The following is a 12,210-nucleotide window of genomic DNA, read 5'->3' on the forward strand; positions in this document are numbered from 1 at the left end:
CTATGGAAAGTTTATTAATTGTAATCTTATTAGGTATTTTGCTTTTAGGTTTTAGCATTCAGCCAATAATAACAATATGCAAAAAGACTAAAAATATGGCATGGAGTTTACTTCTTGCTTTAGTTGTTTTATTTATTTTTGGGTATTGTTGGATATTACATTATTTTGCAAATAACACTTTAGATAACTTGGTCTTAATTAGTATCTCACTCATTTTATTAGGAGGGGGTATTTTTGTATTTCTAATAATGCGCCTCAGCTTAAAAAGTATTTTAGAAATAGAAAAGTCTGAAAATCATCAACGATTCCTAGCAGAGCATGACAGCTTAACAAGCCTCCCTAATCGCAAATGTTTTTTTAATCTATTGATTCAGCATATTAATAATGAGCAACCATTTAGTTTATTTTTATTTGATTTAAGTAATTTTAAACGTGTAAATGAGCTCTACGGTAATAGCTTAGGAGATGAATTGTTGTGCATATTCTCCAAAACATTAAATCTAAATTTATTAAACATAGGTGAACTGCACCGAATTGGCGGTGATGAATTTGCGTTAATTTTAGATTCAGCAAATGAGCAAGATATTTATGATTGTATAGACGTTATAAAGGGTTCTGTTGAAGAGCCTTTTTTAATTAGTGCGCAAAAAGTATGGTTAAAGCTAAAAGTCGGCGTTAGCTCATATCCTCAAGATGCGTTTTATGCCAATGAGTTATTTAAAAATGCAGATTTAGCTTTACTTGAAGCTAAAAGCACACAGCAGTTATTTGTTAATTATTTTGAAGGATTGAGTGAAAGGGCTGATAACTTTCTTGATATGACTACAAAAATAAAAAGCGCCCTTATAAACCATGAATTTGAGCTTTATTTTCAGCCAATATTTTGCACTCGTTTTGACGAAATACATGGTGCAGAAGTATTAATTAGGTGGCCGCAGAAGGACGGTTCGTTTATTACTCCTGATCAATTTATCAAAGTGGCTGAGCGTACGGGGATGATTCTTAATATCACTCAATGGGTTGTAATTGAAACAATAAAAAATTTACAGCGTTTAAAATCGTTAGGTTTTACTGGCACCATGCACGTAAATTTATCAACACGAGACCTTGAAAGTGAGAGCTTTGTGCAGTTTATAGAAGAGCTCCTTAAAGAGGACCCTACGTTAAGTAACTACATTGTTTTTGAAATTACAGAAGGTGCAATGATGACTGACTTGGAGGCTGCTCGAGCAATGATGTATAAACTTAACAGTCGTGGATTTGAATTTAGTGTAGATGACTTTGGTACCGGGTTTTCTTCCTTATCTTTACTGCGAGAGCTACCTATAAATCAAATTAAAATAGATCGGTCTTTCATTAATAATATGCTTACTAAAATAGCTGATTATGCAATTGTAGAATCGACGTTATTTTTAGCACATAGGCTCAATTGTAATGTGGTTGCAGAAGGAATCGAAACGAAGGAGCTACAAGAAGCACTTAAATCAATGAATTGTGAATTCCTTCAAGGCTATTATTTTAGCAAGCCACTACCTTTAGGGCGCTTTATAGAGAAATACTTAAATAAAGGCAGCTAAAGCATTATGTAGTAATAGCAATGCGTAATAAAATTTATGAGACTAAACTTGATGTTAGTAGTATTGAGATTTTTAATAAAACGACTAAGTAACTCAATTTTCACTATGAATCAGCAGTGTTTTTATTTACAGAATTAAATTATTAAACGTATTATTTTTTCAATCAGCTTCAGTACATTTATATCACGAGGTGTTTAGCGACTGATCTTAAAATATTGAATTAGTTGGATAGATTTTATAGAAGATGATCTATTGGATGATAGAATTTATTTTAGATAGTACAAAGGAGACGGTTAGAAAATTGGCTGGGATACCAGGATTTGAACCTGGGAATGCCAGGATCAAAACCTGGTGCCTTACCGCTTGGCGATATCCCAACTTTAAATTTGGATGAGTTTTAGTTCTAATTAAGAACGTGGTGCGGAAGGAGAGACTTGAACTCTCACATCCTAAGATACTGGAACCTAAATCCAGCGCGTCTACCAATTCCGCCACTCCCGCAGTTCTATTCTTTATCAACATTCTTTGGTAGAAGAAGTTGGCTGGGATACCAGGATTTGAACCTGGGAATGCCAGGATCAAAACCTGGTGCCTTACCGCTTGGCGATATCCCAACAAAGAAATATTTGATTGTTTTAGTTCTAATCAAGAACGTGGTGCGGAAGGAGAGACTTGAACTCTCACATCCTAAGATACTGGAACCTAAATCCAGCGCGTCTACCAATTCCGCCACTCCCGCAGTTCTATTCTTTATCAACATTCTTTGGTAGAAGAAGTTGGCTGGGATACCAGGATTTGAACCTGGGAATGCCAGGATCAAAACCTGGTGCCTTACCGCTTGGCGATATCCCAACAAAGAAATATTTGATTGTTTTAGTTCTAATCAAGAACGTGGTGCGGAAGGAGAGACTTGAACTCTCACATCCTAAGATACTGGAACCTAAATCCAGCGCGTCTACCAATTCCGCCACTCCCGCATATAGTTTTATGTTTATACTCATAACAGAGTTATTCTTTAACAACACTCTTTGGTAGAAGAAGTTGGCTGGGATACCAGGATTTGAACCTGGGAATGCCAGGATCAAAACCTGGTGCCTTACCGCTTGGCGATATCCCAACAAAGAATTAGCTGATAGTTTTAGTTCTAATCAAGAACATGGTGCGGAAGGAGAGACTTGAACTCTCACATCCTAAGATACTGGAACCTAAATCCAGCGCGTCTACCAATTCCGCCACTCCCGCATATAGTTTTATGTTTATACTCATAACAGAGTTATTCTTTAACAACACTCTTTGGTAGAAGAAGTTGGCTGGGATACCAGGATTTGAACCTGGGAATGCCAGGATCAAAACCTGGTGCCTTACCGCTTGGCGATATCCCAACAAAGAATTAGCTGATAGTTTTAGTTCTAATCAAGAACATGGTGCGGAAGGAGAGACTTGAACTCTCACATCCTAAGATACTGGAACCTAAATCCAGCGCGTCTACCAATTCCGCCACTCCCGCATTTTAACTTTGAATAATCAAAGAAAGGTAGTTATTTTAAACTCTTCATTGAGTTGCAATTTAACTCTTGCAGAGCCAATTCTTAAAAAGAAATGGTGGCTAAGACGGGATTTGAACCTGTGACCCCATCATTATGAGTGATGTGCTCTAACCAGCTGAGCTACTTAGCCATTGTTGGCTGGGATACCAGGATTTGAACCTGGGAATGCCAGGATCAAAACCTGGTGCCTTACCGCTTGGCGATATCCCAACAATAAACAACTGATAGTTTTAATTCTTATCAAGAATAATGGTGCGGAAGGAGAGACTTGAACTCTCACATCCTAAGATACTGGAACCTAAATCCAGCGCGTCTACCAATTCCGCCACTCCCGCACACAAGGTAGTTATTTTAAACTCTTCATTGAGCAACAAAAAATAAATGGTGGCTAAGACGGGATTTGAACCTGTGACCCCATCATTATGAGTGATGTGCTCTAACCAGCTGAGCTACTTAGCCATCTTTTTTGTTAGCACTTCATCGCTGAGTGCGGGGCGTATTATGCTGACATGACCCAAATTCGTCAACACCTTTTTTGCAAAAAAACGCTTAACTGTGTTTGTTTGCAGGAAAATTAAGCTAACAGGCTAAATTTTAATAAAAACGACGTTTTTTTAACACCGATTAAAGAGGAAGTATAACAGGTTACGCTTTTTTAAAATTAACTTAGTGTTATTTATCCCCTAAAAGCTGACAGCGTATATACGTTTAAAAACAAAAAAGGCTCGTAAAAACGAGCCTTTAAAATTTATTTCCCTAAATAGAGGGAATAAATACTTATACGTTAAACAGGAAGTTCATTACATCGCCATCTTTAACAATGTACTCTTTACCTTCTTGGCGCATTTTACCCGCTTCTTTTGCACCACTTTCACCTTTACAGTTAATGTAGTCGTCATAAGCAATGGTTTGTGCACGGATAAATCCACGTTCAAAATCGGTATGAATTTTACCAGCAGCTTGCGGCGCTGTTGCACCTACAGGAATTGTCCAAGCTCGCACTTCTTTTACGCCTGCGGTAAAGTAAGTTTGTAGCTTGAGTAATTCGTAGCCGCCTCGAATTACAAGGTTAAGGCCTGGCTCTTCTAAGCCAAGGTCAGCCATAAATTCGAGTTTGTCTTCATCATCAAGTTCAGATAACTCAGATTCGATTGCTGCGCACACAGGGACAACCACAGCGCCTTCTGAATCAGCTATAGCGCGAACGCGGTCAAGTAGTGGGTTATTCTCAAAACCATCCTCAGCTACGTTTGCAATATACATAGTTGGCTTGATAGTTAAGAAGTTAATAGAGCTGATAGCTGCTTTTTCTTCTTTAGTTAATTCTAACGATCGAAGTGTAAGGCCTTCATCAAGGTGTACTTTTACTTTTTCAAGCGCCGCATTTTGTTCTTTTGCGTCTTTATCGCCGCCTTTCGCTTTTTTAGCATTACGGAACATAGCTTTCTCAGCACTGTCCATATCAGCAAGTACTAATTCAGTATTGATCACGTCAATATCGTCAGCAGGGTCAATTGTACCCGCTACGTGTATTACATTTTCGTCTTCAAAACAACGTACTACATGACCAATTGCATCAGTTTCACGAATATTCGCTAGGAACTGGTTACCAAGGCCTTCACCTTTTGATGCGCCTTTTACAAGGCCTGCAATATCAACAAACTCCATACTTGTAGTAAGAATACGTTGTGGGTTTACAATTTTAGCAAGCTCGTCCAAGCGAGGATCTGGAACAGGTACCACACCTGTATTAGGCTCAATGGTACAAAAAGGAAAATTAGCGGCTTCAATACCCGCTTTAGTTAATGCATTGAAAAGCGTTGATTTACCTACGTTAGGCAAGCCAACGATGCCACATTTAAAACCCATAGTAAGATACCTTGTTTAGAATTCGTTTAACCGTGCACTTGGACTCAAGTTTATTAGGGTTTAAACGAATGAAGTCTGTTTTGTGCTTTTAGCACGCCGTCTTTTGCAAGTATTTCCATACAACGAACCGCTTCATCTACAGCAGCATCCATTTTTTCTTGGTCAACCTTTGGCGCTTTTCCAAGCACCCATCCGGTAACCATTTCACGATGTCCTGGATGACCTATGCCAACACGTAAACGCATAAAATCTTTTTGATTTGCCATTTTTGCCATAATGTCTTTTAAGCCATTATGACCACCGTGTCCGCCCCCTTTTTTTAATTTGGCGACACCGGGCTCTAAATCCATCTCGTCATGTGCGACTAAGATATTTTCAACAGGGATTTTGAAAAAGTTGGCTAAACTACTGACCGCTTTACCACTTAAATTCATGTAAGTAGTGGGGATCAATAACTTGAATTCTTGGCCTTGGATTATCACTTTGCCAGTAAGGCCGTGATATTTAGGATCGTGTTTTAGCGTACAGTTGTAGCGTGCTGCGAGTTGCTCGATGAACCAAGCACCTGCATTGTGGCGTGTATTTGCGTATTCGGGGCCTGGATTAGCCAGGCCCACAAGCATTTGAATAGAATTCAAGGTGCGAGACCTTAAATATTATTCTGCAGCGTCTGAAGCTTCTTCGTCTTCAGCTGGAGCTGCTTTGTTTGCTTTGATTGTAACTACTGAAAGGTCATGGCCTTCGCCTTTACCTAATTCAACAGACGCAACGCCTGCAGGTAGTTGTAAATCAGAGATATGGATTGAATCACCAGCTACTAACTCAGAAACATTTACTTCAATGAATTCTGGTAATGCTTTTGGAAGACAAGAAATTTCAACATCAGTTAACTGGTGAACAACAGTTGCGCCAGCTTTAGTTACGATTTCTTCACCGATGAAGTGAAGAGGAACTTTAGTTGTTAATTTATGAGTTGCGTCTACACGTTGGAAATCAAGGTGAGTAAGCTTAGGCTTGAATGGGTGACGTTGAATATCTTTTAAGATAGCTTCAACTTTCTCGCCGCCTACATTAAGTGTAAGAATATGAGTGTAAAAACCTTCGTCTTCTTGTGCTTTGATCATATCTTTATGAGCAAAAGTAAGAGATAAAGCTTCTTTGTCAGCTCCGTAAAGGATTGCAGGAACTTTGTCTTCGCGACGTAGGCGGCGGCTCGCACCAGTACCAGTTTCTACGCGAAGTTCAGCGTCATATGTATAAGTTGTGTTAGACATGATGTCTCCAATTATTTAAAAGTTTAGGGCCTTTGCGACCAAGGTCCCTAGCCAAAAGGCGCGCTATCATACCACTGTGATTCAGTAAAATATACATAGCATACAAAAAAAGCGCCAAAAGGCGCTTTTGTTTTCAGCAAATACCTGAGATTAGTGCTCAAACATCGCTGAAATAGATTCTTCGTTGCTAATACGACGAATAGTTTCTGCTAACATATCAGCAAGCGTTAGCACTTTTACTTTATCAAGCGCTTTAAGTTCATCAGATAATGGAATTGAGTCGGTTACAATAACTTCGTCAATAACAGAATCACGTAAATTTTCAGCTGCTTTACCTGATAAAATAGGGTGAGTTGCATAAGCAAATACGCGTTTAGCACCATGTTCTTTAAGTGCTTCAGCGGCTTTACATAACGTACCGCCAGTATCAATCATGTCATCAACAATGATACAGTCACGGCCTTCTACATCACCAATAATATGCATTACCTGAGAAACATTTGCCTGTGGGCGGCGTTTATCAATAATAGCCAAATCAGTATCGTCTAATAGTTTTGCAATTGCACGTGCGCGCACTACACCACCAATATCTGGAGAAACAATAACAACATCATCAAAATGACGCTCTTTCATATCTTCAAGTAATACAGGGCTACCAAATACATTATCTACTGGTACATCAAAGAAGCCTTGAATTTGCTCTGCATGTAAATCAACCGTAAGTACACGGTCTACACCTACACTCGATAAGAAATCGGCAACAACTTTAGCAGTGATTGGTACGCGGGCAGAACGTACGCGACGGTCTTGGCGGGCATAACCAAAATAAGGAATGACGGCAGTAATACGACCCGCAGATGCGCGACGAAGAGCATCAACCATAACGATAAGTTCCATAAGGTTATCGTTTGTAGGGGCACAGGTTGATTGCAAGATAAAAACATCCGAGCCACGAACATTTTCATTAATTTGAACACTGATCTCACCGTCGCTAAAACGGCCAACAACAGCATCGCCTAATTCAATATATAAACGTTTTGCAACTTTTTGAGCTAACTCAGGTGTTGCGTTACCAGCGAAGAGCTTCATGTCAGGCACGGTAGGGTTCCTCAGGCACTGAAATTTTGGACTAACGAGCAATGATAAAAATCATTACGAGTTAACTTATGATTACTTTTACGTTACTTCATTGATCGAAAATGGCGGTTAACTCCGTATGAGCAGGAGAGATATTAGCATTTGACGCTACAAATCCCTGCCAAGTATGGGGGAGGTTAGCAAGTACATGGCTAGCTTGAGCTTGTGTATCAAACTCTACAAAACAACATGAACCTGTTCCGGTCATCTTCGACGGAGCGTATTTTAGCAACCACTGGAGGGTTTTTTCAACCTCGGGGCATAGCTTTTTAACTAAAGGCTCACAATCGTTGTGCAAAGTTTGCTGTTTCCAATCACCTGAGATTTTTGGTGTATCGCGTTTTAAGTCGGGGTGAGTGAATATTTTAGCGGTGCTTACATGCTGGTTTGGGTGCACAACACAGTACCATTTTTGCGCAAGTTCAACACGGTGTAGTTTTTCCCCAATGCCTTGCGCAATGGCGCTTTCACCACGTATAAATACAGGCACATCAGCCCCTAATTGTAAGCCTAAATTAGCAAGTTTATTAATGTCATAATTAATATTCCACAATTTATTGAGCGCTAATAGTGTTGTTGCCGCATCAGACGACCCCCCTCCAACACCTCCTCCCATAGGTAGTCGTTTTATCAAATTTATTTTTACACCGTGCTTAGTTTTAGTATCAGTTTGTAACATTAAAGCAGCTTTATAGATGAGATTATCTTCAAGTGGTATGTCTTTAGTATCACCAGTGATTAAAATTGATGATTCATCTGTTAACTCAAAAGAGAGCTCATCGCCGAAGTTTAAGAAGGTAAATAAGGTTTCTAATTCGTGATAACCGTCATCTCGGCGCGCATTAATATGTAAAAATAAATTGAGTTTTGCAGGTGCAATAAGTGAAAAAAAGGTTTTGCTATTCATAGTTAATTAAATTGCCAGTCATATAGTTGAATTTTAATTTTAATTTTTTGGTGTTTGAGCGTCAGTTTTGTAGGCAACCAATAACCAGCGGTTTGTATATAATCTGCATAGTTTATTTGCCATTGTTTACTTTCATTATCTAACCAAAGTACTTGTTTCGAACGGCCAAGTTCATCAACTTGCAACGTTTGTGAATCAATAGTGCCTTTAAGCCAGTTATCAGCATTATTAACAGGTAAAGCAAAGCCAGTTAAGCGCTTAAGCAGCGCAGATGCATTGGTATCTACATAAACTTTATCGTCAAATTCAAGCTCAGCAACATTGCGCGACTGTTTTAGTTGTAAAATGCGTGTGCCAATAAATGAAGTCAGTACTAAATTATTGTTATTTTCTTGTTGCTGCCAATTTAAGTTTGCAGATTGGCGCTCATCGGGACTAATAAAAGCAAGTTTCCCCTCTACATGCCAAGTTTTTTGATTGGCGAGTTTACCTTTCCAGTTGTCGTAAATTGCTGTTTTATTTGGTAATTGTTGCGCGCAGCCACTTAAAAACATAAAAGTTATAGCTAATATTAAATAATGTCTAATCAAATGTTGTTCCTTACTTTCCATATTCCGCTGATTTTTGGTAAAATTGCCGCCTTTAAAGTAGGGCTCAGCAATATTTGGCAAACATGACCATAATAGCACTAGGTATAAATCACAAAACTGCTTCCGTAGAACTGCGTGAAAAAGTGGCTTTTTCGCCTGAGCAAATGTCAGAGGCGTTGCAGCAATTAAGTGGCCATGCCGACTTTAATGAAGCTGTGATCGTGTCTACCTGTAACCGAACAGAAATCTATTGTAGCCTTGCTCAGCAAAATTCCCAAACACTGTTAGCATGGCTTGCCAGTTTCCATGGTTTAGATGAACAGGAACTGAGTAATAACATTTATTGCCATGAGGGCAATCAAGCAATTAACCATTTAATGCGCGTTGCCTGCGGTTTAGATTCGCTTGTGTTAGGTGAACCGCAAATTTTAGGGCAAATTAAACAAGCCTATAATAGTGCTAAAACTCATGATGCAGTGGGTGTTACATTTGATCGTTTGTTTCAAAAGACATTTTCGGTTGCGAAAGAGGTCCGAACTGAAACTAATATAGGCGCCAGTGCAGTTTCGGTGGCGTTTGCGGCTGTTAATTTAGCTAAGCATATTTACGGCAAGCTTGATAAAACCAATGTGTTATTAATAGGTGCAGGCGAAACAATAGAGCTTGTTGCTAAGCATTTGTATCAAAATGAGCCACAAAATATAACAGTAGCCAATAGAACGATTGAACGAGCACGAAACCTCGCTGATGAAGTGTCGGCAGATGTCATTGCATTAGCGCAGTTGCCAGAGCGTTTGCACAACGCAGATATTATAATAAGCTCAACGGCCAGTACACTGCCTATTATTGGTAAAGGTGTTGTGGAGCAAGCACTAAAGCAGCGCCGTAACAAACCGATGTTATTTATTGATATTGCGGTACCGCGCGACATTGAAAGCCAAGTTGGTGAGCTAGATGCGGCTTATTTATACTCGGTTGACGACTTACAAACGATTGTAAGTGAAAATATGGCAGCGCGAGAACAAGCTGCACAGCAGGCACAAATAATTATTACTGAGCGCACTAAAGAGTTTTGTATGTGGATGCGTTCACTCGATTCTGTGGGGTTAATTCGTCACTATCGAAACGATGTTCAAACAATTAAGTCGGAATTAGTAGAAAGAGCAGTTAGCCAGCTTTCTAGTGGTAAAGACGCAGAAAAAGTAATTTTAGAATTGGCCAATAAGTTAACCAACCGCTTAATGCACGCGCCTACCCGTGCCATTCAAGATGCGGCTAAAAAAGGTGAATTGGCTCAATTAAATCAGTTGAAAAAAATGTTAGGTATTGATCAGGAATAACCGTTAAATGAAAGAGTCTGTTTATAATAAATTAGAAACGCTAGTAGAGCGCTACGAAGAAGTACAAGCACTGTTGAGCGACCCGTCGGTTATTAGCGATCAAAATCGCTTTCGTGGCCTTTCAAAAGAATACTCTGAGCTTGAAGAAATAGTTAAAACTTTTTTAGCATATCAACAAACAAAAGAAGATTTAGCAAGCGCTGAAGAGATGCTTAAAGACTCAGACCCTGATATGCGAGAAATGGCACAGGAAGAGTATAAAGAAGCCAAAGCACAAATATTAAGTCATGAAGATGAAATTCAGGTATTAATGCTTCCTAAAGATCCAAAAGATAATAACAATGTATTTTTAGAAGTCCGCGCAGGCACAGGGGGTGATGAAGCCGCTATTTTTGCCGGTGATTTATTTAGAATGTACAGCCGTTTTGCTGAAACGCAAAAGTGGAAATTAGAAGTAGTAACTACCAATGAAGGTGAACACGGTGGTTACAAAGAAGTCATTGCTAACATTAGCGGTGAAGGCGTATACGGTAAGCTTAAATTTGAGTCTGGCGTACACCGTGTACAACGTGTACCAGAGACTGAATCGCAAGGTCGTGTTCATACATCGGCGTGCACCGTAGCGGTAATGGCAGAAATACCAGAAGCTGAAGCAATTGAAATTAACACCGCCGATATAAAAGTAGATACTTTTAGAGCATCGGGTGCAGGTGGCCAGCACGTAAATAAAACTGACTCAGCAATTCGTATTACGCATTTACCTACGGGTGTGGTTGTTGAATGTCAAGATGAGCGTTCGCAACATAAAAACCGTGCTAAAGCGATGTCAGTACTTGCAGCACGTTTACAGCAAGCTGAAGATGAGAAGCGTCATGCAGCAGAAGCCTCTGAGCGTCGTAACTTAGTTGGTAGTGGTGACCGTTCTGAACGTATTCGTACATATAACTATCCGCAGGGACGTATAACCGATCACCGTATCAACTTAACGCTGTACCGCTTAAATGAAGTTGTAGCGGGTGATTTAGGTGCCATTGTAGACCCATTAATGCAAGAGCACCAAGCTGATTTACTTGCCGCAATGGGCGATGAGTAATAGTGAATCAAACTCTCGAGCAAGCTGTTGCTGCTGGCGCTAATTTATTAGCGCAAAGCAGCGAAAGTGCGAAATTAGACGCACAGGTATTACTTCTTCATGTTCTTGATAAACCACGTAGCTACCTTTTTACTTGGCCCGAAAGGTTGCTCAGTACAGAGCAACAACACACCTTTGACACTCTTTGCGCTCGGCGATTAAACGGCGAACCTGTAGCGCATATTATAGGGCAACGTGAGTTTTGGAGTTTAACCTTAGAAGTCAATGCAACAACGTTAATTCCGCGGCCAGATACTGAAACATTAGTTGAGGCTGCACTTGGTTTAGGAATTTCAAAAAATGCAAAAGTTTTGGACTTGGGAACAGGTACTGGGGCAATTGCATTGGCATTGGGTAGTGAAATGCCTTTGTGGAATATTACAGCGGTAGATAAAGTGACTGACGCTGTAGCGCTTGCAACTCGGAATCAACAGCGTCTAGGACTTGGTAATGTGCGTGTTAAACAAAGCAATTGGTTTAGCTCACTTGATAATGAATATTTTGATCTTATAGTTACCAACCCGCCGTACATAGAAAGTAGTGACGAACATTTGGCTCAAGGCGATGTGCGATTTGAACCTTTATCTGCCTTAGTTGCTGAAGATTCAGGAATGTCTGATATTAAACAAATAATTACACAATCACGTGACTATTTGCTATCTAGTGGCTATCTTCTAATAGAGCACGGTTATGACCAAGGTTTTGCTGTTCGTGAATTTTTTAAAACGATGGCCTTTGTTAATATTAAAACGATAAAAGATCTTGGTGAAAATGACCGTGTAACGCTCGCACAGTGGCCATAATAAGCTTAATTATTACTGCATCCGTGTGTTAAAT

The 12,210-nt window shown here is 39.6% G+C and carries 10 protein-coding genes and 14 tRNA genes; 4 read left to right on the forward strand and 20 right to left on the reverse strand.

Annotation, left to right across the window (positions count from 1 at the left end; translation table 11 throughout):
* Positions 1 to 248 precede the first annotated feature (248 nt).
* Positions 249 to 1,577 carry a putative bifunctional diguanylate cyclase/phosphodiesterase gene (locus PMAN_RS03880; RefSeq protein ID WP_242032454.1) on the forward strand — a complete coding sequence of 443 codons (1,329 nt, stop codon included), beginning with the start codon at positions 249 to 251 and terminating at the stop codon, positions 1,575 to 1,577.
* Between the two features lie 302 nt (positions 1,578 to 1,879).
* On the opposite strand, the gene PMAN_RS03885 is transcribed toward PMAN_RS03880, so the two are convergent.
* From PMAN_RS03885 to lolB, 20 genes are all read right to left on the reverse strand, one after another.
* A tRNA-Gln gene (locus PMAN_RS03885) sits at positions 1,880 to 1,954 on the reverse strand.
* A gap of 39 nt (positions 1,955 to 1,993) precedes the next feature.
* Positions 1,994 to 2,078 (reverse strand) — tRNA-Leu (locus tag PMAN_RS03890).
* A 38-nt stretch (positions 2,079 to 2,116) separates the two neighbouring features.
* Positions 2,117 to 2,191, reverse strand: a tRNA-Gln gene (locus PMAN_RS03895).
* A gap of 40 nt (positions 2,192 to 2,231) precedes the next feature.
* Positions 2,232 to 2,316, reverse strand: a tRNA-Leu gene (locus PMAN_RS03900).
* 38 nt (positions 2,317 to 2,354) lie between these two features.
* Positions 2,355 to 2,429 (reverse strand) — tRNA-Gln (locus PMAN_RS03905).
* Between the two features lie 40 nt (positions 2,430 to 2,469).
* Positions 2,470 to 2,554: transfer RNA gene (locus PMAN_RS03910), tRNA-Leu, on the reverse strand.
* Between the two features lie 65 nt (positions 2,555 to 2,619).
* A tRNA-Gln gene (locus PMAN_RS03915) sits at positions 2,620 to 2,694 on the reverse strand.
* Between the two features lie 40 nt (positions 2,695 to 2,734).
* A tRNA-Leu gene (locus PMAN_RS03920) sits at positions 2,735 to 2,819 on the reverse strand.
* A gap of 65 nt (positions 2,820 to 2,884) precedes the next feature.
* Positions 2,885 to 2,959, reverse strand: a tRNA-Gln gene (locus PMAN_RS03925).
* 40 nt (positions 2,960 to 2,999) lie between these two features.
* A tRNA-Leu gene (locus PMAN_RS03930) sits at positions 3,000 to 3,084 on the reverse strand.
* Between the two features lie 93 nt (positions 3,085 to 3,177).
* Positions 3,178 to 3,254, reverse strand: a tRNA-Met gene (locus PMAN_RS03935).
* 5 nt (positions 3,255 to 3,259) lie between these two features.
* Positions 3,260 to 3,334, reverse strand: a tRNA-Gln gene (locus PMAN_RS03940).
* Positions 3,335 to 3,374: 40 nt separating this feature from the next.
* Positions 3,375 to 3,459: transfer RNA gene (locus tag PMAN_RS03945), tRNA-Leu, on the reverse strand.
* Positions 3,460 to 3,506: 47 nt separating this feature from the next.
* Positions 3,507 to 3,583, reverse strand: a tRNA-Met gene (locus PMAN_RS03950).
* 318 nt (positions 3,584 to 3,901) lie between these two features.
* On the reverse strand, positions 3,902 to 4,993 hold the full coding sequence (gene ychF / locus PMAN_RS03955; RefSeq protein WP_010556005.1) for a redox-regulated ATPase YchF: 1,092 nt from the start codon (positions 4,991 to 4,993) through the stop codon (positions 3,902 to 3,904).
* Positions 4,994 to 5,046: 53 nt separating this feature from the next.
* On the reverse strand, positions 5,047 to 5,631 hold the full coding sequence (gene pth / locus PMAN_RS03960) for an aminoacyl-tRNA hydrolase (RefSeq protein WP_008133146.1): 585 nt from the start codon (positions 5,629 to 5,631) through the stop codon (positions 5,047 to 5,049).
* A gap of 18 nt (positions 5,632 to 5,649) precedes the next feature.
* Positions 5,650 to 6,267 carry a 50S ribosomal protein L25/general stress protein Ctc gene (locus tag PMAN_RS03965; protein ID WP_008133144.1) on the reverse strand — a complete coding sequence of 206 codons (618 nt, stop codon included), beginning with the start codon at positions 6,265 to 6,267 and terminating at the stop codon, positions 5,650 to 5,652.
* A gap of 150 nt (positions 6,268 to 6,417) precedes the next feature.
* Positions 6,418 to 7,365, reverse strand: a complete 948-nt coding sequence (locus PMAN_RS03970; RefSeq protein ID WP_008133143.1) for a ribose-phosphate pyrophosphokinase — start codon at positions 7,363 to 7,365, stop codon at positions 6,418 to 6,420.
* Positions 7,366 to 7,453: 88 nt separating this feature from the next.
* Positions 7,454 to 8,311 carry a 4-(cytidine 5'-diphospho)-2-C-methyl-D-erythritol kinase gene (ispE, locus tag PMAN_RS03975; RefSeq protein ID WP_010556006.1) on the reverse strand — a complete coding sequence of 286 codons (858 nt, stop codon included), beginning with the start codon at positions 8,309 to 8,311 and terminating at the stop codon, positions 7,454 to 7,456.
* Between the two features lie 2 nt (positions 8,312 to 8,313).
* The gene (gene lolB, locus PMAN_RS03980) at positions 8,314 to 8,901 is read right to left on the reverse strand and encodes a lipoprotein insertase outer membrane protein LolB (protein ID WP_010556007.1); all 588 of its coding nucleotides are present in this window, start codon (positions 8,899 to 8,901) and stop codon (positions 8,314 to 8,316) included.
* An 83-nt stretch (positions 8,902 to 8,984) separates the two neighbouring features.
* Here lolB and hemA point away from each other — a divergent pair, with 83 nt between their 5' ends.
* Genes hemA through prmC form a run of 3 tightly spaced genes read left to right on the forward strand, consistent with a single transcriptional unit; the run spans position 8,985 to position 12,176 of the window.
* Positions 8,985 to 10,241 (forward strand): glutamyl-tRNA reductase, encoded by a 1,257-nt coding sequence (gene hemA, locus PMAN_RS03985; protein ID WP_010556008.1) that lies wholly within the window; start codon positions 8,985 to 8,987, stop codon positions 10,239 to 10,241.
* 7 nt (positions 10,242 to 10,248) lie between these two features.
* Entirely contained in the window at positions 10,249 to 11,334 is a 1,086-nt protein-coding gene (prfA, locus tag PMAN_RS03990) for a peptide chain release factor 1 (RefSeq protein ID WP_010556009.1), read from the forward strand.
* A 2-nt stretch (positions 11,335 to 11,336) separates the two neighbouring features.
* The gene (gene prmC / locus PMAN_RS03995) at positions 11,337 to 12,176 is read left to right on the forward strand and encodes a peptide chain release factor N(5)-glutamine methyltransferase (RefSeq protein WP_010556010.1); all 840 of its coding nucleotides are present in this window, start codon (positions 11,337 to 11,339) and stop codon (positions 12,174 to 12,176) included.
* Positions 12,177 to 12,210 lie beyond the last annotated feature (34 nt).

The organism is Pseudoalteromonas marina (genome assembly GCF_000238335.3).
GTDB classification, from domain to species: domain Bacteria; phylum Pseudomonadota; class Gammaproteobacteria; order Enterobacterales; family Alteromonadaceae; genus Pseudoalteromonas; species Pseudoalteromonas marina.